At 75.2% G+C, this 23,168-nt stretch carries 20 protein-coding genes and 1 riboswitch; of the genes, 14 read left to right on the top strand and 6 right to left on the bottom strand.

Annotated elements, in window-relative coordinates; genetic code table 11:
* Nucleotides 1-73: 73 nt before the first annotated feature.
* The 8 genes from CHB98_RS06345 to CHB98_RS06310 are packed head-to-tail and all read left to right on the top strand — an operon-like array spanning nt 74 to nt 7,055.
* Nucleotides 74-925: a helix-turn-helix transcriptional regulator gene (locus CHB98_RS06345; RefSeq protein WP_245820956.1), complete on the top strand. Its 852-nt coding sequence runs from the start codon at nt 74-76 to the stop codon at nt 923-925.
* On the top strand, nt 922-2,364 hold the full coding sequence (gene sufB, locus CHB98_RS06340) for a Fe-S cluster assembly protein SufB (RefSeq protein ID WP_089304721.1): 1,443 nt from the start codon (nt 922-924) through the stop codon (nt 2,362-2,364). Before CHB98_RS06345 ends, sufB begins: the two co-directional genes overlap by 4 nt.
* Complete coding sequence (sufD, locus tag CHB98_RS06335) at nt 2,364-3,683, top strand: Fe-S cluster assembly protein SufD (RefSeq protein WP_179224240.1); 1,320 nt, start codon at nt 2,364-2,366, stop codon at nt 3,681-3,683. The genes sufB and sufD overlap by 1 nt, the downstream gene beginning before the upstream one ends.
* Nucleotides 3,684-3,685: 2 nt before the next feature.
* Complete coding sequence (locus tag CHB98_RS06330) at nt 3,686-4,039, top strand: non-heme iron oxygenase ferredoxin subunit (RefSeq protein WP_089304720.1); 354 nt, start codon at nt 3,686-3,688, stop codon at nt 4,037-4,039.
* Nucleotides 4,040-4,054: 15 nt separating this feature from the next.
* Complete coding sequence (gene sufC / locus CHB98_RS06325) at nt 4,055-4,858, top strand: Fe-S cluster assembly ATPase SufC (RefSeq protein ID WP_089304719.1); 804 nt, start codon at nt 4,055-4,057, stop codon at nt 4,856-4,858.
* Nucleotides 4,855-6,174 (top strand): cysteine desulfurase, encoded by a 1,320-nt coding sequence (locus CHB98_RS06320; protein ID WP_179224238.1) that lies wholly within the window; start codon nt 4,855-4,857, stop codon nt 6,172-6,174. The genes sufC and CHB98_RS06320 overlap by 4 nt, the downstream gene beginning before the upstream one ends.
* 9 nt (nt 6,175-6,183) lie before the next feature.
* Nucleotides 6,184-6,657, top strand: coding sequence for a Fe-S cluster assembly sulfur transfer protein SufU (gene sufU / locus CHB98_RS06315; protein WP_089304718.1), 474 nt, complete (start codon nt 6,184-6,186; stop codon nt 6,655-6,657).
* Nucleotides 6,654-7,055 carry a metal-sulfur cluster assembly factor gene (locus CHB98_RS06310; protein ID WP_089304717.1) on the top strand — a complete coding sequence of 134 codons (402 nt, stop codon included), beginning with the start codon at nt 6,654-6,656 and terminating at the stop codon, nt 7,053-7,055. Before sufU ends, CHB98_RS06310 begins: the two co-directional genes overlap by 4 nt.
* 110 nt (nt 7,056-7,165) lie before the next feature.
* On the opposite strand, the gene CHB98_RS06305 is transcribed toward CHB98_RS06310, so the two are convergent.
* Nucleotides 7,166-8,944, bottom strand: a complete 1,779-nt coding sequence (locus tag CHB98_RS06305) for an SCO7613 C-terminal domain-containing membrane protein (RefSeq protein ID WP_143424963.1) — start codon at nt 8,942-8,944, stop codon at nt 7,166-7,168.
* A gap of 80 nt (nt 8,945-9,024) precedes the next feature.
* Nucleotides 9,025-11,148 (bottom strand): SCO7613 C-terminal domain-containing membrane protein, encoded by a 2,124-nt coding sequence (locus tag CHB98_RS06300; RefSeq protein ID WP_089304715.1) that lies wholly within the window; start codon nt 11,146-11,148, stop codon nt 9,025-9,027.
* Between the two features lie 127 nt (nt 11,149-11,275).
* Here CHB98_RS06300 and CHB98_RS06295 point away from each other — a divergent pair, with 127 nt between their 5' ends.
* The 5 genes from CHB98_RS06295 (at nt 11,276) to CHB98_RS06270 (ending at nt 17,031) form a co-directional block, all read left to right on the top strand.
* A complete protein-coding gene (locus CHB98_RS06295) occupies nt 11,276-12,877 on the top strand; it encodes an ABC-F family ATP-binding cassette domain-containing protein (protein ID WP_089304832.1) in 1,602 nt (533 codons plus the stop codon).
* 640 nt (nt 12,878-13,517) lie between these two features.
* Complete coding sequence (locus CHB98_RS06285; RefSeq protein WP_072918430.1) at nt 13,518-13,745, top strand: helix-turn-helix domain-containing protein; 228 nt, start codon at nt 13,518-13,520, stop codon at nt 13,743-13,745.
* Between the two features lie 23 nt (nt 13,746-13,768).
* On the top strand, nt 13,769-14,527 hold the full coding sequence (locus CHB98_RS06280) for an enoyl-CoA hydratase/isomerase family protein (RefSeq protein WP_245820955.1): 759 nt from the start codon (nt 13,769-13,771) through the stop codon (nt 14,525-14,527).
* Nucleotides 14,528-14,633: 106 nt separating this feature from the next.
* Entirely contained in the window at nt 14,634-16,526 is a 1,893-nt protein-coding gene (locus CHB98_RS06275; RefSeq protein WP_245820954.1) for an ABC transporter ATP-binding protein, read from the top strand.
* 43 nt (nt 16,527-16,569) lie between these two features.
* Nucleotides 16,570-17,031 carry an SgcJ/EcaC family oxidoreductase gene (locus CHB98_RS06270; protein WP_089304711.1) on the top strand — a complete coding sequence of 154 codons (462 nt, stop codon included), beginning with the start codon at nt 16,570-16,572 and terminating at the stop codon, nt 17,029-17,031.
* Between the two features lie 111 nt (nt 17,032-17,142).
* Here CHB98_RS06270 and CHB98_RS06265 read toward each other — a convergent pair whose 3' ends face one another.
* The 4 genes from CHB98_RS06265 to CHB98_RS06250 form a co-directional block, all read right to left on the bottom strand.
* Nucleotides 17,143-17,457 (bottom strand): DMT family transporter, encoded by a 315-nt coding sequence (locus tag CHB98_RS06265; RefSeq protein ID WP_089304710.1) that lies wholly within the window; start codon nt 17,455-17,457, stop codon nt 17,143-17,145.
* Between the two features lie 11 nt (nt 17,458-17,468).
* A riboswitch (guanidine-III (ykkC-III) riboswitch) is annotated at nt 17,469-17,535 on the bottom strand.
* 29 nt (nt 17,536-17,564) lie between these two features.
* The gene (locus CHB98_RS06260; RefSeq protein ID WP_089304709.1) at nt 17,565-18,275 is read right to left on the bottom strand and encodes a sirohydrochlorin chelatase; all 711 of its coding nucleotides are present in this window, start codon (nt 18,273-18,275) and stop codon (nt 17,565-17,567) included.
* Nucleotides 18,272-19,033: an SDR family oxidoreductase gene (locus tag CHB98_RS06255; RefSeq protein WP_089304708.1), complete on the bottom strand. Its 762-nt coding sequence runs from the start codon at nt 19,031-19,033 to the stop codon at nt 18,272-18,274. Before CHB98_RS06255 ends, CHB98_RS06260 begins: the two co-directional genes overlap by 4 nt.
* A gap of 10 nt (nt 19,034-19,043) precedes the next feature.
* Entirely contained in the window at nt 19,044-21,914 is a 2,871-nt protein-coding gene (locus CHB98_RS06250) for an aconitate hydratase (RefSeq protein ID WP_281251835.1), read from the bottom strand.
* Between the two features lie 274 nt (nt 21,915-22,188).
* On the opposite strand from CHB98_RS06250, the gene CHB98_RS06245 reads away from it, so the two are divergent.
* Nucleotides 22,189-23,154 carry a DUF2332 domain-containing protein gene (locus CHB98_RS06245; protein WP_089304706.1) on the top strand — a complete coding sequence of 322 codons (966 nt, stop codon included), beginning with the start codon at nt 22,189-22,191 and terminating at the stop codon, nt 23,152-23,154.
* Nucleotides 23,155-23,168 lie beyond the last annotated feature (14 nt).

Genomic DNA, 23,168 nt, shown 5'->3' with positions numbered 1-23,168 from the left:
GGGGCCGCTGCTGCCGGTCCGGCGTTAGGTTGCCCTTCCTTGCACGAGCCGCGGAATAGGCAACACTCGTGTTGTGGAAAGCGGTGCGGTGCAGGTCGGCGGGGGCGTCAACGCCCCGGCCCGGCCGTCGGCGACCGCGGACGACGGCCGCACCCGACACCGGGTCAGCGCCCTGCTCCTCGAGCACGGCCCGCAGACCGCCGCCGGGCTCGCCGAGCGGCTGGGCGTCTCGCCGACCGCCGTCCGCCGCCACCTCGACGCGCTGGTCGCCACCGGCCGGGTCGAGGAGCGGCACGCGCCCGGCACCCCGCGCGGCCGCGGCCGGCCGGCCCGGCTGTTCCACCTGACCGACGCCGGGCGCTCGACCTTCCCGCACGCCTACGACGACCTGGCGCTCACCGCGCTGCGCTTCGTGGCCGCCTCGGGCGGCCCGGAGGCGGTGCGGCAGGTGGCCGAGGCGCAGCTGGCCGGACTGGAGCAGCGCTGCTCGGCCGCGGTCGAGTCCGCCCCCGGTGACCGCGCCATGGCCCGGGCGACGGCCCTGGCCGGGGCGCTCACCGCCGAGGGCTACGCTGCCTCGGCCTCGGCGCTGTCCGGCGGCGGTCAGCTCTGCCAGCACCACTGCCCGGTCGCGCACGTGGCCGCGGAGTTCCCGCAGCTGTGCGAGGCCGAGACGGCGGTCATCGGCCGGCTCGTCGGCACGCACGTGCAGCGGCTGGCCACCATCGCCCACGGCGACGGGGTGTGCACCACGCACATCCCCGGGCCGGTGCCCCGCGCGAGCGGCCCGGCACACATCCGCGCGGGGAACACAACGGGCCCCGCACGCCCTGTACCCGGTGAGCGGGCAGCGACTCCGCGCGAGCGCACCGCACCGTCCACCAGCACCACCCCCACGAACGCCCGGGAGAGGACGCCCGCATGACCAGCACCCAGCAGCCGGTGACCGGAACGCCGCTGACCCAGGACGAGCAGATCGAACAGCTCGGCCGGTACCAGTACGGCTGGGCGGACGCCGACACCGCCGGTGCCACCGCCAAGCGCGGGCTCAGCGAGGCCGTCGTCCGGGACATCTCGGCGCGCAAGAACGAGCCCGAGTGGATGCTCGAGCGGCGGCTCAAGGCCCTGAAGCTGTTCGACCGCAAGCCGATGCCCGACTGGGGCTCGGACCTGTCCGGGATCGACTTCCAGAACATCAAGTACTTCGTGCGCTCCACCGAGGCCCAGGCGACCTCGTGGGAGGAGCTGCCCGAGGACATCAAGAACACCTACGACCGGCTGGGCATCCCCGAGGCGGAGAAGCAGCGGCTCGTCGCCGGTGTGGCCGCCCAGTACGAGTCCGAGGTCGTCTACCACAAGATCCGCGAGGACCTCGAGGAGCAGGGGGTCGTCTTCCTCGACACCGACACCGCCCTCAGGGAGCACGAGGACCTCTTCCGCGAGTACTTCGGCTCGGTCATCCCGTCCGGGGACAACAAGTTCGCCGCGCTGAACACCGCGGTGTGGTCCGGCGGCTCGTTCATCTACGTGCCGAAGGGCGTGCACGTGGAGATCCCGCTGCAGGCCTACTTCCGGATCAACACCGAGAACATGGGCCAGTTCGAGCGGACGCTGATCATCGTCGACGAGGGCGCCTACGTGCACTACGTCGAGGGCTGCACCGCGCCGATCTACAAGTCGGACTCGCTGCACTCCGCGGTCGTCGAGATCATCGTCCGGAAGAACGCCCGCTGCCGGTACACGACCATCCAGAACTGGTCGAACAACGTCTACAACCTGGTCACCAAGCGGGCCATCGCCCATGAGGGCGCGACCATGGAGTGGGTCGACGGCAACCTCGGCTCCAAGGTCACCATGAAGTACCCGGCGGTCTGGATGACCGGCGAGCACGCCAAGGGCGAGGTGCTCTCCATCGCCTTCGCCGGCGAGGGCCAGCACCAGGACGCCGGCGCCAAGATGGTGCACGCCGCGCCGCACACCTCCTCGACCATCGTCAGCAAGTCGGTGGCCCGGGGCGGCGGGCGCACGTCCTACCGCGGCCTGGTCCAGGTCGACGAGGGCGCGTACGGGTCGAGGTCGACCGTCAAGTGCGACGCGCTGCTGGTCGACACGATCAGCCGCTCGGACACCTACCCCTACGTCGACGTCCGCGAGGACGACGTCGCCATGGGCCACGAGGCGACCGTCTCCCGGGTCAGCGACGACCAGCTCTTCTACCTGATGAGCCGGGGCCTGTCCGAGGACGAGGCGATGGCCATGGTCGTCCGCGGGTTCGTCGAGCCGATCGCCCGCGAGCTGCCGATGGAGTACGCCCTCGAGCTCAACCGCCTGATCGAGCTGCAGATGGAAGGTGCCGTCGGCTGATGTCGGTGCACGACGACCCGAACACCACGGGCCTGACCACGGAGTCGGCCACCCTCGCCGGGGAGCTCTTCGGCGAGGGGGTCGGCACCCAGGCGGGTCCGCCCACCACCCCGGCCTCCGGCACCGGCAGCGCCGGGCAGGCCGCCCCGGGTGCGCACTCCCACGGCGGGACGGCGCCCACCGGCTCGCCGGCCGAGCGGTTCACCTCGGCCGACCCGGACGCGTTCCCACGACCCACCGGCCGCGAGGAGGACTGGCGCTTCACCCCGATGCGCCGGATCCGCCCGCTGCTGGACGGCGCCGACACCGGCGCCCGCCCGCAGTGGGAGACCGACCTGCCCGAGGGCATCGAGCTGACCCGCGTGGAGGCCGACGACCCGCTGCTCAAGGCCCTGCCCGACCCGGTCGACCGGCTGGCCGCCCTCGCCCGGCGGCACAGCGGCGGCGCCGACGTCGTCCGCGTGCCCGCGGAGGCCCAGCTGGACCGCCCGGTCACGCTGCGGCTGTCCGGCGCCGGCGCCGAGGACGTGGTGTGGGGCCAGCTGGTCGTCGAGGTGGGCGCCTTCGCCCGTGCCACCGTCGTCCTCGACCACACGGGCCTGGCCCGGTACGCCGGCGGGGTCGCCGTCCTGGTCGGGGACGGCGCGCAGGTCACCGTCGTCTCCGTGCAGGACTGGGCACCCGGCGCCGTCCACGGCGGGCAGTTCGACACCGTCGTCGGCCGCGACGCGACCGCCACCCAGGTCGTGGTCACCCTCGGCGGCGACGTGGTGCGGCTGGTCAGCAACGTGCAGTACGCCGGCCCCGGCGGGACGGCGGAGCTGTTCGGCGTGTACTTCTCCGACGAGACCCAGCACCAGGAGCACCGGCTGTGGGTCGACCACGCGGTGCCCAACTGCACCAGCAACGTGCTCTACAAGGGCGCGCTGCAGGGTGAGGGCGCGCGCACCGTCTGGATCGGCGACGTCCGCATCCGGCCCGCCGCGACCGGCACCGACACCTACGAGCTCAACCGCAACCTGGTGCTCACCGACGGCGCCCGCGCCGACTCGGTCCCCAACCTGGAGATCGAGACGGGCGAGATCGTCGGCGCCGGCCACGCCAGCGCCACCGGCCGGTTCGACGACGAGCAGCTGTTCTACCTGTGCTCGCGGGGCATCGACGCGGAGACCGCGCGCCGCCTGGTCGTCCGCGGCTTCTTCGCCGACGTCGTCCAGCGGATCGGCGTGGACGCGCTGCAGGACCGGCTGATGGCCACCATCGAGGCCCGCCTCGGCGCCCTGCCCGGCCTGGACGAGCAGCCGGTCGAGGTGGCCTGACCATGGGCTTCGAGCGGGTCTGCGCGCTGTCGGAGGTGCCGGAGGACGGCGCCCTGCGGGTCGAGCTCGCCGACGTCGACGTGGCCGTCGTCCGCTTCCAGGGCGGCGTCTACGCGATCCAGGACGTGTGCTCGCACGCCGAGGTCCCGCTGTCCGAGGGCGACGTCGAGGAGCTCGACGGCGCCCCCACCATCGAGTGCTGGCTGCACGGGTCGTGCTTCGACCTGCGCACCGGCGAGCCCACCAACCTGCCGGCCACCGAGCCGGTCGACGTCTACCCGGTCCGCGTGGAGGGGGAGGACGTGCTCGTCGACACCGAGAGCGACGGCCGCCTCCCGCTGGCGTCCGGCAACTGAGGAGCGAGAAGAGAAGTGTCCGTTCTGGAGATCCGCCACCTGCACGTGAGCGTGGGGGAGGGGGACGACGCCAAGGAGATCCTGCGCGGCGTCGACCTGACCGTCCGCTCGGGCGAGACGCACGCGATCATGGGGCCGAACGGGTCGGGCAAGTCGACCCTCGCCTACTCGATCGCCGGCCACCCGAAGTACACGATCACCGGCGGCACGGTGACCCTCGACGGCGAGGACGTGCTCGCGATGAGCGTCGACGAGCGGGCCCGCGCCGGCCTGTTCCTCGCCATGCAGTACCCGGTCGAGGTGCCCGGCGTCTCGGTGTCGAACTTCCTGCGCACCGCCGCCACCGCCATCAAGGGCGAGGCGCCGAAGCTGCGCACCTGGGTGAAGGACGTCAAGAGCGAGATGGACCTGCTCGAGATGGACTCCGCCTTCGCCGAGCGCAACGTCAACGAGGGCTTCTCCGGCGGTGAGAAGAAGCGCCACGAGATCCTGCAGATGCGGCTGCTCAAGCCGGCCATCGCGATCCTCGACGAGACCGACTCCGGCCTCGACGTCGACGCGCTGCGGGTGGTCTCCGAGGGCGTCAACCGCGCCCGCCAGGAGAGCGAGGTGGGCGTCCTGCTGATCACCCACTACACGCGGATCCTGCGCTACATCACCCCGGACTACGTGCACGTCTTCGTGGGCGGTCGGATCGCCGAGGAGGGCGGCCCGGAGCTGGCGGAGAAGCTGGAGAACGAGGGCTACGCCGCCTACGTCAAGGACTCGAACGAGCAGGCGAGCGCCGAGAAGGCCGCCACTGGAGGTCCACGAGCGTGACCCAGACCGTCTCGCGTCCCGGTGCCGGGGCGCAGCAGGTGCCCCTTCCCCTGGACGTCGAGGCGGTCCGGGCGGACTTCCCGATCCTGTCGCGCACCGTCCGCGACGGGAAGCGGCTGGTCTACCTCGACTCCGGGGCCACCTCGCAGAAGCCCCGCTCGGTGCTGGACGCCGAGCGCGACTTCTACGAGACCTGCAACGCCGCCCCGCACCGCGGCGCGCACCAGCTCGCCGAGGAGGCCACCGCCCGCTACGAGGGGGCCCGCGCCACCGTCGCCGGGTTCCTGGGTGCGCCCGCCGAGGAGATCGTCTTCACCCGCAACAGCACGGAGGCGATCAACCTGGTCGCCTACGCGCTGTCGAACGCGGCCACGGCCAAGGAGCCGGCCTTCCGCCGGTACGCCGTCGGCCAGGGTGACGAGATCGTGGTCACCGAGATGGAGCACCACGCCAACCTGGTGCCCTGGCAGCAGCTGTGCGAGCGCACCGGCGCGACGCTGCGCTGGCTGGGCCTGACCGACGACGGCCGGCTGGACCTCTCCGACCTCGGCACGGTGGTCAACGAGCGCACCCGGCTGGTGGCGGTCACCCAGCAGTCGAACATCCTCGGCACGATCAACCCGCTGGGCGGCATCGTCGCCCGGGCCCGCGAGGTCGGGGCGCTGGTGCTGGTCGACGGCGCCCAGTCGGTGCCGCACCAGCCGGTCGACGTCACCACCCTCGGCGCGGACTTCCTGGTGTTCTCCGGCCACAAGATGCTCGGGCCCACGGGCGTCGGCGTGCTGTGGGGCCGCTACGAGGTGCTGGACGCGCTGCCGCCGTTCCTCACCGGCGGCTCGATGATCGAGGTCGTGCGGATGGAGGGCAGCACCTTCATGCCGCCGCCGCAGCGCTTCGAGGCCGGCGTCCCCATGGCCGCGCAGGTGGTCGGCCTGGGCGCGGCCGTGGAGTACCTGCAGCGCCTCGGCATGGCCAGCGTCCAGGCCCACGAGGAGGCGCTCACCGGCTACGCGCTGGCCCGGCTCGCCGAGATCCCCGGCGTGACCGTCATCGGCCCGCCGGACACCGTCGCCCGCGGCGGCGCGGTCTCCTTCACCGTGGACGGGATCCACCCGCACGACGTCGGCCAGGTCCTCGACGACCTCGGCGTCGAGGTGCGGGTCGGCCACCACTGCGCCTGGCCGGTGGTGCGCCGCTACGGCGTCCCGGCCACCACCCGGGCCACGTTCTACGTGCACACCGGCTACGACGACGTGGACGCGCTCGCCGACGGCATCCGGGAAGCCCAGCGCTTCTTCGGCGTTGCACAGGGGTGAGGTGAGCTGATGCAGCTGCAGTCCATGTACCAGGACATCATCCTGGACCACTACCGCAACCCGCACGGCCGCGGTCTGCGCGAACCGTTCGAGGCCGAGGTCCACCACGTCAACCCCACGTGCGGCGACGAGGTCACCCTCCGGGTGCACCTGGACGGCGACACCCTCGCCGACGTCTCCTACGAGGGGATGGGCTGCTCGATCAGCCAGGCGTCGGTGTCGGCCATGTACGAGCTCGTCGTGGGCCGGCCGGTCACCGACGCGCTCGCCACCGGCGAGCACTTCATGACGCTGATGCAGAGCAAGGGCGACCCGTCGGTGGCCGAGAAGCTGGAGGACGAGCTGGAGGACGCCGTCGCGTTCGCCGGCGTGTCCAAGTACCCGGCCCGGATCAAGTGCGCGCTGATGAGCTGGATGGCCCTCAAGGACGCGTCGGCCCGCGCCCTGTCGGCCACCGCCCCGGCTGGAGGAGAGAACGCATGAGCGAGACCACCGAGAACGCCACCCCGACCACCGACGGCGCCCCGGGCGACCTGCCGGCCTACAAGTCGGCCCTGCTCGAGGACCTCGAGGAGGCCATGCGCGACGTCGTCGACCCTGAACTGGGCGTCAACGTCGTCGACCTCGGCCTGGTCTACGGCCTCGACGTGGTCGAGGACGCCGCCAGCCAGGTCGCCGTCATCGACATGACGCTGACCTCGGCGGCCTGCCCGCTGACCGACGTCATCGAGGACCAGGCCCGCCAGGCGCTCACCGGCGGCCCCGGCCCCGGCCTGGTCGACGACATCCGGATCAACTGGGTCTGGATGCCGCCGTGGGGCCCGGACAAGATCACCGACGACGGCCGCGAGCAGCTGAGGGCCCTCGGCTTCCGCGTCTAGCCACCTCTCGCGTCCCCGCGATCGTGACGTCCGGGAAGCGACACGCCGCCACGTACCGGCCTGTCGCTTCCCGGACTCCATGATCGGCGCTGTCACACGTCGAGCGGCGGTCAGCGCATCTCGGCCAGGCGGGCGCCGAAGCCGGCCACCGGGTACCGCTCCCGCCGCGCGCCGACGGCGAGCAGCACCACGCCCACGCCGAGCGCGCCGGCCACCGGCAGGGGCAGCGCGACCAGGGCCAGGCCGAGCGCCAGCGCGACCGCCGTCCACGCCGCGACGAGCAGGGGGGCGCGCACCGCCCGCCACGCCGCCGCCCCCATGACCGCGCCGGCGACCAGCAGCACCAGCACCGGCCGGGTGCTGCCGGGCGCGACCACCGCCCACACCACCGACGGCACCGCGGCGACCACCAGCCCGGGGCCCCACGCCGGCCAGGACGGCCCGCCGCCCAGCTGCGGCCCGGCGGCCAGGAGCAGGCCGAGCGCCGCGGGCAGCGACCAGGCCTCCACCACCGACCAGCCGGCCAGCGCCGTCGTCGTCCACGCGGCCAGCACCAGCTGGGCCGCGCCGGCCCGCCACGCGGGACTGCCCTCGATCGGTGCCTCCGGGTCGCGGGTGTGCCACACGTGCCAGCCCCAGGCCGAGGACAGCAGCCCCTGCCCGGCCAGCTGCACCGCCAGCGCGCCGCGGTCGCGGGCGAGCACCAGCAGCACCGCGGCCAGGGCGGCGCACACCGCCCCGGTGACCACGGTGGCCCGCCGGGTGTCACGGTCCAGCACCAGGCCGACGGCGAGGGACGCCGCGTAGAGCAGGCCCAGGCAGACCGCCGCCGCACCCGGGGGGAGCAGCCCGGTCGCGGTGGCCACCAGCGCGGCGCCGGCCAGGCAGCCGACGGCCGAGGGCACCGCCACCGGCCGGTCGTCGCGCCGCAACGCCGCGACCAGCACGCACGGCAGCGCGGTGAGCAGCAGCAGCAGGACCAGCTCGACCCAGCGCCGCCCGGCCACCAGCTGGCCGGCGCTCAGCACGACCAGCGTGCCGCCCGCGGCCAGGGCGGCCGGGAGGAGCAGGCCGCGCACCCACCCGGTCAGCAGCGCCGCGGAGAAGGCGGCCAGCAGGACCCCGGTGTACCCGGCCAGCAGCACCGCCCCCGGCCCCGGCTCGCCCAGCGCCCCGCAGAGGGCCGCCCCGGACACCGTCCCGGCCAGCAGCGGGACGGCGCGCGGGGGCCCGAGCAGCGGCTCCAGCCGGCGCACCTGGCGGGCGGCGACCAGCTCGAGGGCGACGGCGACGGTCAGCGCGGCCGACGCCCACCGGGCGGGCGCGCCCGCGCTCCACGCCGTCGCCACCGCCCCCAGGACGCCGGCCACCCACCACGGCGCGGTGGTGACCAGTGCGACCCGGGCGACCACCCGCCGGGCGCCGATCGCGACGCCCAGCCCGGCCAACGCGACCGCCAGCAGCCAGGCCGTGCGGGCGGCGCCGTCCTCGACGCCGGGCAGCAGGCGCAGCGCGGCCAGCTGACCTGCCAGCCAGGCGGCCAGCGGCCAGGTGGCCGGGCGGGGCAGCAACCGGGCGAGCGCGAGGAAGACCGCGGCCAGCAGCAGCGGGGGGACGACGGAGCCGCGCAGCAGCGGGGTGCCGCTGTCGGTGCCCAGCACGGCCAGCGCGACCGCGGACGCCGCGAGGGTCTCCTCGGTGGCGCGCAGCCGGGCGCGCGACCCCCAGGCCGAGGCCCCGGCGGACGCGGCGGCGAGGGGGAGCAGCAGCAGCCGGGCCGACCCCCCGCCGGACAGCGCGGCCGCCGTCCCGCCGGCACTGACCACGAGCACCGCCCCGACGACGAGCAGGAGCTGCGGCGGGCGGGCCGAGTGCACCCCAGTCCCCATCCCGCCCCCCTCCGGGCTGCGTGCGACCGGTCCACGGTAGGGGCCCCTCCCGGCGGCGTGCCCGCCGGCGCCTGCGGCGCTCAGTGCATCTGCGCCACCCAGGCGACGGCCTCGCGGGCCTGCTGGCGGCGCCGCTCGTAGCTCGCCCCGACGGCCAGCAGCAGCAGGCCGGCGCAGGCCAGGCTGACCCACCGGGGCACCAGGCCGGCGTAGGGGGTGAGCTCGTCCAGGACGACCACGGTGAGCACGCCGGCGCCCACCACGAACGGCGCCTGGCGGTGCCGCAGCGCGCCGAGGACGGTCAGCCCCGCCGCGGCCGCCACCACCAGCACCAGCCGCACCGCGGAGGTCTCGGCGAGCAGCTGCACCGCGGACGGCACCAGGGCCACGCCGACCGCCGGCCCCTCCGCCGCCCACGACCGGGCACCGGCCCGCAGCTGCGGCAGCGCGACCAGCAGCAGGCCGGCCGCCGCGGGCGCGGTGTAGACCTCCGGCGTCTGGATCCCGGCGCCGCCCGCGGCCACCCAGCAGGCGACCACCAGGTCGGCGACGGCGAGCACGGCCACGTCGCGCCGGCCGGTCACCAGGGCGTAGGCCCCGGCGGCCGCGCCGACGACCGCCAGCTGGACGGCCACCTGCCCCCAGGCGCCGGTGCCCGCCGTCGTCGCGGCCGCGGCCAGCCCGGCCAGCGTCGCGGTGCCGGCGGCCGTCTGCTCCTCCGGCGTGCCGGCCCGGGCCGCGGCCAGCGCGAAGCCGGCCGCGCCGACCAGCGCGACGAGCAGGCCGGCGACGGCGGGGGACAGCCACCCCTCATCCCCGGCCAGCAGCGCCGCGGCCGCGGGGCAGAGCAGGACGGCGGCCACCGCCGCCGGCCGGAGCGCCTCCAGCCGCACGGCGGCCAGTGCGGCGGGCAGCGTGCCGACGAGGACGAGCAGGCCCAGCACGCCGACGCGGTCCTCGGCCGCGAGCAGCGCGCCGCCGCACGCGGCGAGCACCGCGCCGCCGCCCACCAGCGCCGCCACCGCCGCCCGCCGGGGCGCGGCGAGCACCGCCGCCGTGAGCAGGGCGACGCCGAGCCCGGCCGTGGCGACCCACCCGGGCAGGTCGGCGCGGGCCAGCGCCCCGGTGAGCGCCAGGGCGGTCACCGCCGCACCGGCACCGGCCAGCGGGGCGGCCGCGGGCAGCCGGGCGCCCAGCCGCCCGTCCCGCCGGAGCAGCAGGCCGGCCGTGCCCGCCGCCGCGAGCAGGGCGGTGACCGTCCACGCGTCGGCCGTCGTGCCGACCCAGGCGACGAGCACGCCCGCGACCGCGGCGACCCCCGTCCACAGCGCGGCCAGCACCTGGGCGACCGGCGCCAGCACCCGGCGCAGCCGCAGCAGCAGCGCGACGTCGAGCAGGGCGACGGCGAGGGTGGCGGCCACCAGGGCCGCGGCCGTGGTGGCGACCTCGGGCACCAGGAGCAGCGGCACCGGCTGCACGGCGAGCAGGGCCGCCAGCGGCCAGGTGACCGTGCTGCGGGTGAGCCGGCCCAGGCCCGCCGCGACCGCCGCGACGACGCAGCAGGAGACCGCAGTCCACAGCCGGAGCCCGACGTCGTCCAGCCCCCACAGGCCCAGCGCGTGCGCCGCGGCCAGGTCGACGGCCAGCAGCGTCGCGCCCGCGGCGGCCAGGGCCTCCTCGGTGGCGCGCAGCCCGCGGCGGGCGGTCCGGGCGGAGACCGCGCACGCGGCCGCGGTGACCGTGGCCATGGCCGCGGACTGGAAGACCAGGCCCAGACGGGCCCACGCCACCGCGACGAAGGTGATGCCCGCGGCCACCACGAGCAGCGTGCCCAGCGCGAGGAGCACCTGCTCCGGGCTGACCCGGCGCCGGGGGGCCCGCACGGGGTACCGCTCGTCGATCGACGGCCCGGCCGGCGCCGGCGGGAGCGCGGGGGCGGCGACCCGGCGGACGGGCGCGGCCGCGGGTGCCGGGGGAGGTGCCGGCGCGGGTGCGCGCTCCGCCGCCGTCCGCAGGGTGACCAGCAGCCGGTCGCGGTCGCGGGCCAGCTCCTCGATCGTGGCGCCGATGCGGGCCACCACCCGGGCCGCCTCGCCGACGGCCGGCAGGCCGCAGGACAGGCACGGCGCCGGCCCCGAGCCGGCGGCGGGCCGGCCGCACACCGGGCAGGACGGGCGCCAGGACGGACCGGACGTCGAGGTCATGGCCGTGATCGTCGCCGGTCGGCCGCCCCGGCGGGAGCCGTCTCACCCCGTCTGTGGACAGCGGTGCCGCCGACGTCACCCGGCGGTCCGGTCGGCCGCACGCCCGGGAGCGCCTACCCTGGGATCAGTGATCACGACGACCGGCCTCGAGCTGCGCGCCGGGGCCCGCGTCCTCATCAGCGACGCCAGCCTCCGCGTGCAGCCTGGCGACCGCATCGGCCTCGTCGGCCGCAACGGCGCCGGCAAGACCACCACGCTGACCACGCTGGCCGGCGAGCGGCTGCCGCACGCCGGCACGGTGGAGGTCACCGGCGAGATCGGCTACCTGCCGCAGGACCCGCGCAGCGGCGACCTGGACATCTCCGCCAGCGACCGCGTGCTCTCCGGCCGCGGCCTCGACGTGCTCCGCGCGCAGATGACCAAGGCGCAGGTGGCCATGGCAGAGCCGGCCGACGACGCCGAGCGCGACCGCGCCGTGCGCCGCTACGGCCGGCTGGAGGACCAGTTCGCCGCCCTCGGCGGCTACGCCGCGGAGAGCGAGGCGGCGCGCATCTGCACCGCCCTCGGCCTGCCCGACCGGGTGCTCACGCAGCCGCTGCGCACCCTGTCCGGCGGGCAGCGGCGGCGCGTGGAGCTGGCCCGCATCCTGTTCTCCGACGCCGAGACGCTGCTGCTCGACGAGCCCACGAACCACCTGGACGCCGACTCGATCACCTGGCTCCGGGGCTTCCTGTCCGCCCACCGGGGCGGGCTCATCGTGATCAGCCACGACGTCGAGCTGCTCGACGCCGTGGTCAACAAGGTCTGGCACCTGGACGCCAACCGGGCCACCGTCGACCTCTACAACCTCGGCTGGAAGCCCTACCTGGCGCAGCGGGAGACCGACGAGCGGCGGCGCAGGCAGGAGCGGGCCAACACCGAGCGCAAGATCGACGCCCTCACCTCGCAGGCGGACCGGATGCGCGCCAAGGCCACCAAGGCCAAGGCCGCACAGAGCATGGACAAGCGTGCCCAGCGGCTCGCGGCCGGCCTGGAGGACGTGCGCGTCCAGGACCGGGTGGCCAAGCTGCGGTTCCCCACGCCGGCGGCGTGCGGGAAGACGCCGCTCACCGCGGAGGGGCTGTCCAAGAGCTACGGCTCACTCGAGGTCTTCACCGACGTCGACCTCGCCGTCGACCGGGGCACGCGGGTCGTCGTCCTCGGGCTCAACGGCGCGGGCAAGACGACGCTGCTGCGCATGCTGGCCGGCACCGAGGTGCCCGACACCGGCGAGGTCAAGGCCGGCCACGGGCTGCGGATCGGCTACTACGCGCAGGAGCACGAGACCCTCGACCTGGACCGCTCGCTGTTGGAGGTCATGCGGTCGGCCGCCCCGCAGAGCACCGACACCGAGCTGCGGCGGATCCTGGGCGCGTTCCTGTTCTCCGGCGACACCGTCGACCAGCGGGCCGGCACGCTGTCCGGCGGCGAGAAGACCCGGCTGGCCATGGCCACGCTGGTCGTCTCCGGCGCCAACGTGCTCCTGCTCGACGAGCCGACCAACAACCTCGACCCGGCCAGCCGGGAGCAGGTGCTGCAGGCGCTGCGCACCTACAGCGGGGCCATCGTGCTGGTCACCCACGACGAGGGCGCGGTGCGGGCGCTGGACCCGGACAAGGTCATCCTGCTGCCCGACGGCACCGAGGACACCTGGAGCGAGGACCTCGCCGACCTGGTCGAGCTGGCGTAGCCGCACCCCGCCCGGGGTGCCGGACGCGTGGTGAGGTGTCCCGGTGGCGAGTTGGGACGACGTGCGCGGCATCGCGCTGGGCCTGCCCGGCGCCGTCGAGGAGGACAACGGGCGGACCCGGTCCTGGCGGGCGGGGGCCGGGCGTTCGCCTGGGAGCGCCGGCTGCGCCGCGGCGAGCGGGAGCTGCTCGGCGACCGGGCGCCGCCGGGGCCCGCGCTGGGGCTGCGCACCGCCGACGCGGACGTGGTCGGGGCCCTCGTCTCCGCCCGGCCGCGGCTGTTCTCCACCGTCGCCGGCTCCGGCCTGCACCGATGGTGCTCGCCCACGTCGAGCGGGCCTCCGTCGAGGACCTCGAGGAGGTGCTCACCGACGCGTGGTGGTCCCGTGCCCCGCGGCGGCTGCGGGACGGCCTGCGCGGGCCGTGACCGGGCCGGGCGGACCCCTCCGGCCCGGTGTGACGGAGGTCACCCGGACACGCTGGAGTCGATCCAGCCAGTGTGCGATCTCGCCTGGCCGTCCTCGCCCGAACGGGTGATCATCGACGGTGTGGGACGCCGAGGTCAGCGGGGCCCGGCGCCGACGCAGACGAGCAGCCCCGGCGGGCCACGGGTCCGCGGACGGCTGCTGACGGAGGGGAGTCATGGCCGACTCGAGCACCGCGGATCTCGGCAAGGGCAAGCGCATCACCGGGGGCGACCGCACGTCGCTGGCCGATGAGCTGCGCAAGCGCTACGACGGCGGGGAGAGCATCCGGTCCCTCGCGTCGTCGACCAACCGGTCGTACGGGTTCGTGCACCGGTTGCTGTCGGAGTCCGGCGCGAGCCTGCGCAGCCGCGGAGGGGCCAACCGCAACAGCAGGAAGAGTTGACGGGGGACGACCCGCACGGGTGGGTGAGGACGGCGCGCGACGGCGCCGTCCTCACCGTCACCCTCGACCGGGCCGACCAGCTCAACGCCCAGACGCCGGACACCTGGGCGGCGCTGGCCGCGGTCGGCCACGGGCTGGACGACGGCGTGCGGGTGGTCGTGGTCCGCGGCGAGGGGCGCTCGTTCTCCGCGGGCCTGGACCGCTCCCTGTTCACCCCCGACCCCGCCACCCCCGGAGGGCTGGGCGAGCTGGGCCGGCTGCCGGCCGCGGAGCTGCAGGAGCGCATCCGCCGCTACCAGGCCGGGTTTCGCTGGCTGCGCGCCCCGGGGATCGTGTCGGTCGCCGCGGTGCAGGGGCACGCCATCGGGGCCGGCGCGCAGCTGGCGCTGGCCTGCGACCTGCGGGTGCTCACCGAGGACGCCGCCCTGCGGCTGCCCGAGGCGACCCTCGGGCTGGTGCCCGACCTCACCGGCACCAGCACGCTGGTGGAGCTGGTGGGGTACTCGCGGGCCCTGGAGCTGTGCCTGACGGGGCGGGCCGTCGGCGCGGCCGAGGCGCAGGCGATCGGGCTGGCCAACGCCGTCGTCCCCGCGGCCGGGCTGGACGGGGCCGTGGCCGCCCTGGTCACCGCGATCACCGCGGCGCCGGTGGGTGCGAGCCGGGAGACCGCGGCGCTGGTCCGCGCCGCCGTCCGCAACGACCCGGACACCCAGGACGCCGCCGAGCGGGCGGCGCAGGCCCGCCGGCTGGCCGAGCTGGCCGAGCTGGCCGGCCGGGGCTGACCGGAGCCCGGCCGGCCCCGTCCTGTCGGGGGTCCGCGGCAGGCTGGCGGTGGAACAGCCCACCCGGGACGGGTGTTGGGGGGTCGGGAGAGGGGGTGGGGCGGACGTGAGCTCTCCCATGACCTCCATGGCGGCGATGCGGTCCTTCCGCCGGGACCCGTCGGTCACCGCCCGCAAGCTGCCCAAGGGCACCGTCCGGCGCATCCTGGCCATCGCCCGGCCCTACCGCCGCGACCTGACCTGGTTCCTGCTGCTGGTCGTCGGCTCGTCGGTCATCGGCGTGCTCACCCCCCTGCTGGCCGGCCGGATCGTCAACCGGATCGCCGGCCTGGAGGGGACGGCGGGCGACGTCGTCCAGATCGCGCTGCTCATCGCCGGGCTGGCCGTCGTCGACGCGGGCATCTCGCTGGTCACCCGCTGGTTCTCCGCCCGCATCGGCGAGGGCGTCATCTACGACCTGCGCAGCCGGGTGTACGAGCACGTGCAGCGGATGCCGGTCGCCTTCTTCACCCGCACCCAGACCGGCGCGCTGGTCAGCCGGCTCAACAACGACGTCATCGGCGCCCAGCAGGCGTTCACCTCGACGCTGTCCGGGGTGCTGTCCAACGTCATCGGCCTGGTGCTCACCGCCGGCGTCATGTTCGCGCTGTCCTGGCAGATCACCGCGCTGTCCCTGGTGCTGGTGCCGGTGTTCGTGCTGCCCGCCCGGCGGATCGGCCGGCGGCTGCAGGAGATCACCCGGGAGTCCTACACGCTCAACGCGTCGATGAACGCCACCATGACCGAGCGGTTCAACGTGGCCGGGGCGCTGCTGGTCAAGCTGTTCGGCCGGCCCGAGGCCGAGGCCGAGGGGTTCCGCGGGCGGGCCGCCCGGGTGCGCGACATCGGCGTCCTGTCGGCCATGTACGGGCGGACCTTCTTCACCGCGCTCACGCTGGTCGCCGCGCTGGCCACCGCGCTGGTCTACGGCCTGGGCGGGTGGCTGGCCTTCACCGGGTCGCTCAGCCCCGGCGACGTCGTGGCGCTGGCACTGCTGCTGTCCCGGCTGTACGGGCCGCTGACCGCGCTGGCCAACGTCCGGGTGGACGTGATGAGCGCGATGGTCAGCTTCGACCGGGTCTTCGAGGTGCTCGACCTGCAGCCGATGATCCGGGAGGAGCCCGACGCCGTCCCGGTACCGACCGGCGACCGGTCGGTCGAGTTCGACGCGGTCTCCTTCAGCTACCCGTCGGCCGCCGACGTGTCGCTGCCGTCACTGGAGGACGTGTCGCTGCCCGAGCACGGCGGGCCGGTCGACGTCCTGCACGACGTCTCCTTCCGCGTCGAGCCCGGGCAGCTCGTCGCCCTGGTCGGCCACTCCGGGGCGGGCAAGTCGACGATCGCCGCCCTGGTACCGCGGCTGTACGACGTGACCCGCGGCGCCGTGCGGGTCGGCGGTCTCGACGTCCGGCGGGCCACGCTGGCCTCGCTGCGCGACACGATCGGCGTGGTCAGCCAGGACGCGCACCTGTTCCACGACACGATCCGCGCCAACCTGCTCTACGTCCGCCCCGAGGCGACCGAGGAGCAGCTGTGGGCCGCGCTGTCCGGGGCCCGTATCGGGGCGCTGGTGCGCTCGCTGCCCGACGGGCTGGACACCGTCGTCGGCGACCGCGGCCACCGGCTGTCCGGCGGGGAGAAGCAGCGGCTGGCGATCGCCCGGGTGCTGCTCAAGGCGCCGGCGATCGTGATCCTCGACGAGGCCACCGCGCACCTGGACAGCGAGTCGGAGGTGGCCGTGCAGCACGCGCTGGACACCGCGCTGACCGGCCGGACGTCGCTGGTCATCGCGCACCGGCTGTCCACCATCCGCAGCGCCGACCAGATCCTCGTGGTCGACGGTGGTCGCATCGTGGAGTCGGGCACGCACGAGGAGTTGCTGGCGCTCGGCGGGCGGTACGCCGACCTGTACCGGACGCAGTTCAGCGTCGGGGAGGGGCGGAGGGTCGGCGCGGCGTGACCACTACCGTTCCTCTCGTCCCCGCAATGCTTGAGGAGCCAGCGTGACGTCCGCGCACCCGAACGACGCCCAGATCCGGGCGCTCTACGCCCAGTTCCTCGACGGGTGGAACCGGCGCAGCGGTGCGGCCGTGGCCGCCGGGTTCGCCGACGACGGGGACATCGTCGGGTACGACGGCAGCCACCACCACGGCCGGCTGTCCATCGCCGCGCACCTGCGGCAGGTCTTCGGCAGCCAGCCCACGCAGACCTACGTGGGCGTGGTCCGGACGGTCCGCCCGCTGGCCGCCGACGTCGCGGTGCTCATGGCCCACGCCGGGATGATCCCGCCAGGCGGCAACGACCTCGACCCGCGGCTGCACACCGTGCACACCATGGTCGCCGTCCAAGAGGGCGGGCGGTGGCGGATCGCGCTGCTGCAGTCCACGCCGGCCGCCTGGCTGCAGCACCCGGAGGCCCGCGAGGCCCTCACCCAGGAGCTGCGGGGCCTGCTCACGCCCCAGTAGGCACGTGGCCTCGTCGCTGCAGCCACTGTAGCGAACGGCGAGGTGCTGGAACGGCCCTCCTGCAGGGACCCGCCGCGAGCCTGCGAGTCGCGGGGGGTGGAGGGTCCTTCCTCAGTGGAGGACCTTGAGGCCGATCACGCAGCCGACGATCCCGGCGAGGAGCAGCACCTTGACCGCGGAGACCGACTCCTCGCCGGTGACCATGGCGATCAGCACGGTCAGCACGGCACCGATGCCGACCCAGACCGCGTAGGAGGTGCCGACCGGCAGCTCGCGCATGGCGTAGGCGAGCCCCGCCATGCTGAGCACCAGGGTGATGCCGAAGACCACCGTCGGGGCGAGGCGGGTGAACCCCTCGGAGCGGCCGAGGGCGGTGGCCCACACGGCCTCGAGCACACCGGACAGGACGAGGACGACCCAGGACACGACAGCCTCCACAGGCGCCGTCTTGTCGCTGTCCGGGTACGGCACCGCTCGTCCGGGGGCGCCGGGAGGCGGCCCGCCTCCCATGGTCCCAGAGAGGCTGTGCGGTGTCAGGCGGGCCAGGCGGAGACCGCGGCGTCGTAGCGGTCGAGCAGGACGGCGGCGATGCGCTCGTCGGGCAGCAGCGGGGCGGTGACCGCGTCGGCGCCGGCGCCGGCCAGCTTGTCGTGGAAGTGGCCGGGCGCCAGCAGGTAGGCGGCCAGCACCACGCGGCGGGCGCCGGCGGCCCGCGCCGCGGCGACGGCGTCGGGCACCGGCGGCTGCGCGGCGGAGCCGTAGCCGGTACGCACCGGCCCGGTCCAGCGCTCCTGCAGGGCGGCCGCGGTGGCGTCGACGTCGGCGACCGACCGGGGGTCGCTGGAGCCCGCGGCGGCGAGCACGACGGCGGTGGCCGGGTCGCCGGGGTCGGCACCGGAGGCGACCAGCCGGTCGTGCAGCACGGCGACCAGCCGCGGGTCCGGGCCCAGCGGGCGGGCGGCGCGGGCCGCGTCGTGCTCGCGCACGGCCCGGGCGATGTCCACGTGCACGTGGTAGCCACCGGACAGCAGCAGCGGGACGACGACCGCCGGGCGCCCGTGTCCGGCCAGGCCGGCGACGACGTCGGCGACCGTGGGCGGCTGGACGTCGACGAAGGCCGCGGTCGTGGTCAGGCCCGGGCGCAGCCGGCGCGCGCCCAGCGCCAGCTCGGCGACCAGCCGGCGGCCGGTGGGGTTGCGGGTGCCGTGCGCGCAGGCGACCAGCACGGGGGAGGCCTCGTTCATGGCGTCCTCAGCTTCCCGCCGTCGACGGCCACGGTGGTGCCGGTGACGTACGAGGCGGCGGGGGAGAGCAGGAAGGCGGCGACCCGGCCGAACTCCTGCGGGTCCCCGACCCGGGCCAGCGGGATGCCGGCCGCGGCGGTGGCGCGGGCCCGCGCCGGGTCGCCGGAGTCGGCCTCGCCCTGGACGACCGCCTCGGTGGCGAAGGTGCCCGGCAGCAGCCCGACGACCCGGACGCCGCGCGGCGCCAGCTCGTCGGCCAGCTGCTTGGCGGTCATCGCCAGGCCGGGGCGCAGACCGTTGGAGACGGCGAGGCCCGGCAACGGGGAGCGCGCGGACGTGGACAGCACGAAACCGATCGCCGCGCCCTCACCCAGGTGCGGGGCGAGCGCGCACACCAGCCGCAGCGGGCCGAGCAGCACGTCCTCCACGCCGTCGCGCCAGTCCTGCTCGGCGGTGCCCAGCACGCTGCCGGTCGCCGGGCCGGGCACGCTGACCAGCAGGCCGTCCACCCGGCCGAGCCGGTCCCGGGCGGCCGCGACCAGCCGCCCGGCGGCGTCGGGGTCGGTGAGGTCGGCGGCCACGCCGTGCGCCGCCGGCGCCCCGCCCAGCGAGGCGACGGCGGCGTCCACGTGCGCCGGCGTGCGCGAGCTGACCAGCACCCGCGCCCCGTCGTCGACGAGGGCCCGGGCGGCCGCGTGGCCCAGCCCCCGGCTCGCGCCGGTGAGCAGGTAGCCGCGACCGCCCAGGCCCAGGTCCATGCGGTCTGCGTCAGCCGCGCAGCGAGCGCAGCACGTACTGCATGATGCCGCCGTTGCGGTAGTAGCTCGCCTCGCCGGGGGTGTCGATCCGGACGGTGGCGTCGAACTCGGTCGTCCGACCGTCCGATGCCTCGGCCTGCACCTTCACCGTGCGCGGGGTGCGCCCGTCGTTGAGCTCGGTGATCCCGGTGATGGTGAACTCCTCCTCGCCGGTCAGGCCGAGGGACTCGCGGTCCTGGCCGGCCGGGAACTGCAGCGGCAGCACGCCCATGCCGATGAGGTTGGAGCGGTGGATCCGCTCGTAGCTCTCGGCGATGACCGCCTTGACGCCGAGCAGCGCCGTCCCCTTGGCCGCCCAGTCCCGCGAGGAGCCCGAGCCGTACTCCTTGCCGGCCAGCACGACCAGCGGGACGCCCGCCTCGGCGTAGGCGACCGACGCGTCGTAGATCGTCGTCGTCTCGCCGGTGAGGTGGTTCCTCGTGACCCCGCCCTCGGTGCCCGGGACCAGCTGGTTGCGCAGCCGGATGTTGGCGAAGGTGCCGCGGATCATCACCTCGTGGTTCCCGCGACGGGAGCCGTAGGAGTTGAAGTCCCGCCGCTCCACGCCGTGCTCGCGCAGGTACGCACCCGCCGGGCTGTCGGCCTTGATCGACCCGGCGGGGGAGATGTGGTCGGTGGTGACCGAGTCGCCGAGGACGGCGAGGGTGCGGGCCCCGCTGATGTCCTGCACCGGGGCCGGCTCGGCCGGCATCCCCTCGAAGTACGGGGGACGGCGGACGTAGGTGCTCTCGGGGTCCCAGGCGAAGGTGTCCCCGGTCGGCGTCGGCAGGTCCTGCCACTGCTGGGTGCCGGCGAACACGTCGGCGTAGTCCTTGCTGAACATCTCCGCGGACACCGCGTGGTCGATGACCCGCTGCACCTCCTGCGGGGACGGCCAGATGTCGTGCAGGAAGACGTCGTTGCCGTCCTCGTCCTGACCCAGGGGGTCGTTGTTCAGGTCGACGTCCATGGACCCGGCCAGCGCGTAGGCGATGACCAGCGGCGGGGAGGCCAGGTAGTTCATCTTGACGTCGGGGTTGATCCGGCCCTCGAAGTTGCGGTTGCCCGACAGCACCGAGACGACGGCGAGGTCGGCCTCGTTGACCGCGTCGGACACCGGCTGCGGCAGCGGGCCGGAGTTGCCGATGCAGGTCGTGCAGCCGTAGCCGACCAGGTAGAAGCCCAGCTTCTCCAGGTACGGGGTGAGCTCGGCCTTCTCGTAGTAGTCCATGACGACCTTCGACCCGGGGGCCAGCGTCGTCTTCACCCACGGCTTGCTGCTCAGCCCGCGCTCGACGGCGTTCTTGGCCAGCAGCGCCGCGCCGATCATCACCTGCGGATTGGAGGTGTTGGTGCACGAGGTGATCGCCGCGATCACCACGTGCCCGTGGTCGACGAAGGTCTCCGTGCCGTCCTCCATCACCACCCGGGTGGGCTTCGAGGGCCGGTCGGGCACCCGGTCGGGGACGACGGTGTTCGGGGCGCCGGCGGTGCCGTTGCCGTGGCCGGCCCCGGGGGCGGGCGTGGCCGGGTCGGAGGCCGGGAAGGACTCGGCCGACGCCTCGTCGACCGCGGACTCCACGCCGTAGGGCTGCTCGTTGGCGGGGACGCCGGGCTTGCGCTCCTCGCCACCGGTCTCGTCGTCGGCCGCGTAGTCGCCCAGCGCGGCGCGGAAGGCGGCCTTCGCGTCGGTGATGGCGACCCGGTCCTGCGGCCGCTTCGGGCCGGCGATGGACGGGACGACGGTGGCGAGGTCCAGCTCCAGGTACTCGGAGAAGGCCGGCTCGCGGGACGGGTCGTGCCAGAGACCCTGCTCCTTGGCGTAGGCCTCGACCAGCGCGACCTGCTCGGCCGGGCGGCCGGTGAGCTGCAGGTAGGTGATCGTCTCCTCGTCGATGGGGAACATCGCCGCGGTGGAGCCGAACTCCGGGCTCATGTTGCCGATCGTCGCCCGGTTGGCCAGCGGGACGGCGGAGACGCCGGCGCCGTAGAACTCGACGAACTTCCCGACCACGCCGTGCCGCCGCAGCATCTCGGTGATGGTGAGGACGAGGTCGGTGGCGGTGGCGCCGTCGGGCAGCTGGCCGGTGAGCTTGAAGCCGACCACGCGCGGGATGAGCATCGACACCGGCTGGCCGAGCATCGCGGCCTCGGCCTCGATGCCGCCGACGCCCCAGCCCAGCACGCCCAGGCCGTTGACCATCGTGGTGTGCGAGTCGGTGCCGACGCAGGTGTCCGGGTAGGCGACGACCCGGTCGCCCTCCTGCCGGGGGAAGACCACGCGGGCGAGGTGCTCGATGTTGACCTGGTGCACGATGCCGGTGCCCGGGGGGACGACCTTGAAGTCGCTGAACGCACCCTGCCCCCAGCGCAGGAACTGGTAGCGCTCGCCGTTGCGCTCGTACTCGATCTCGACGTTGCGCTCGAAGGACTCCGGCGTGCCGAAGACGTCGGCGATCACGGAGTGGTCGATGACCAGCTCGGCCGGCGCCAGCGGGTTGATCTTCTGCGGGTCCCCGCCGATCTCGGCCATCGCCTCCCGCATGGTGGCCAGGTCGACGATGCAGGGGACGCCGGTGAAGTCCTGCATGACCACGCGGGCCGGGGTGAACTGGATCTCCTGGTCGGGCTCGGCGGCCGGGTCCCAGGTCGCCAGCGCGCGGACGTGGTCGGCGGTGACGTTCGCGCCGTCCTCGGTGCGCAGCAGGTTCTCCAGGAGGACCTTCAGGCTGAAGGGCAGCTTGTCCGCGCCCTCCACCACGTCGAGCCGGTAGATGTCGTAGTCGGTGCCGTCGACGCTCAGCGTCGCCCTCGCACCGAAGCTGTCCTTGCTGGCTGCCACGTCTCTGCGCCTACCCCTCGACTGGTCCATCGCGCTGCTTGCCACCCCGCATCATCCCAGGGACGCGCCAGCGCGCGGAGGTGAGGCGACCCTTGCCTGCTCCGGCGGGCCGGCCCGCCGATGATCAGGTGAGCTGGTCGTCGCACATCCGGCCTCACCGCCGGTGGTGAGCCCGGACCCGTGAGGGTGAGCCCGGGCGGCCCCGCGCCCGGGACCGCGGGCGCGCCTGACCGGTCCGGTGCGACCTCCCGCGCGCCCCGGGCACCATGGCGGGGTGGGTGCCGACGCCGGGCCGGAGCGACTGGCCGAGGGGTACCGGGCGTTCAGCGAGGAGTCCGCCGCTGAGGCGCCGGTCTACTCGGCGCTGGCGGCCGCCGTGGCGGGCGACCGGGAGCTGCTGGACTTCCTGACCGCCCTGCCGGCAGGGAAACGGCACCCGACGCTGTTCCTCGCCGCCCTGCGGTTCCTCGGCGGCGTCCCGGCGGACGGTGCCGAGCTGCGCGAACGGGTGGTCTCCGACGCCGGGCGTCTCCGGGACACGATCCTCGCCCGCCGGACGCAGACCAACGAGCCCGCGCGCTGCGCGGCGCTCCTGCCCGCCCTGGCGATGATCGGCGGCCCGCTCGCCCTCGTGGAGGTCGGGGCCGCGGCCGGGCTGTGCCTGTACCCGGACCGGTACGGCTACGAGTACGACGGCCGCCCGCTGGGACCACCGGGCCCGGTGCGGCTGCGGTGCACGACCAGCGGCCCGGTGCCGGTGCCGGCGCAGCTGCCCGAGGTCGTCGCGCGGATCGGCGTCGACCTCGACCCGCTCGACGTCACCGATCCCGACGACCGGGCCTGGCTGCGCGCCCTCGTCTGGCCCGGCCCGGTGGAGGACGAGCGGCTGGCACGGCTCGACGCCGCCGCGGCGGTCGCCGCGCAGGACCCGCCCGTCCTGCTCGCCGGTGACCTGCTCGACCGGCTGCCCGATGCCCTCGCCCTCGTCCCCGCGGGCGCGACGCCGGTCGTCCTGCACACCGCGGTGCTGCCCTACGTCGGCGCGGCCCGCCGCGCGGCGTTCGTCGAGCGGGTGCGCAGCCTGCCGGTGCGCTGGGTCGCGCAGGAGGGAGCCGGCATGGTGCCCGGCACGGGGCAGCCGTTCCCCGGCGGCTGGGGACCGTACCTCGTGCTCTCCCTCGACGGCCGGCCGCTGGCGCACACCGCCCCGCACGGCGGCCGGGTCGACTGGCTCGGCTGACAGCCGGGACCGGG

This window comes from Geodermatophilus pulveris (assembly GCF_900188375.1).
Lineage (GTDB): Bacteria > Actinomycetota > Actinomycetes > Mycobacteriales > Geodermatophilaceae > Geodermatophilus > Geodermatophilus pulveris.
This window is presented reverse-complemented; position numbering and strand designations above follow the sequence as displayed.

Coding starts and splice junctions, on each gene's coding strand:
- sufB (WP_089304721.1), top strand. CDS start 922: ATGACCAGCACCCAGCAGCCGGTGACCGGAACGCCGCTGACCCAGGAC.
- sufD (WP_179224240.1), top strand. CDS start 2,364: ATGTCGGTGCACGACGACCCGAACACCACGGGCCTGACCACGGAGTCG.
- CHB98_RS06330 (WP_089304720.1), top strand. CDS start 3,686: ATGGGCTTCGAGCGGGTCTGCGCGCTGTCGGAGGTGCCGGAGGACGGC.
- sufU (WP_089304718.1), top strand. CDS start 6,184: ATGCAGCTGCAGTCCATGTACCAGGACATCATCCTGGACCACTACCGC.
- CHB98_RS06310 (WP_089304717.1), top strand. CDS start 6,654: ATGAGCGAGACCACCGAGAACGCCACCCCGACCACCGACGGCGCCCCG.
- CHB98_RS06305 (WP_143424963.1), bottom strand. CDS start 8,944: ATGGGGACTGGGGTGCACTCGGCCCGCCCGCCGCAGCTCCTGCTCGTC.
- CHB98_RS06300 (WP_089304715.1), bottom strand. CDS start 11,148: ATGACCTCGACGTCCGGTCCGTCCTGGCGCCCGTCCTGCCCGGTGTGC.
- CHB98_RS06285 (WP_072918430.1), top strand. CDS start 13,518: ATGGCCGACTCGAGCACCGCGGATCTCGGCAAGGGCAAGCGCATCACC.
- CHB98_RS06260 (WP_089304709.1), bottom strand. CDS start 18,275: ATGAACGAGGCCTCCCCCGTGCTGGTCGCCTGCGCGCACGGCACCCGC.
- CHB98_RS06255 (WP_089304708.1), bottom strand. CDS start 19,033: ATGGACCTGGGCCTGGGCGGTCGCGGCTACCTGCTCACCGGCGCGAGC.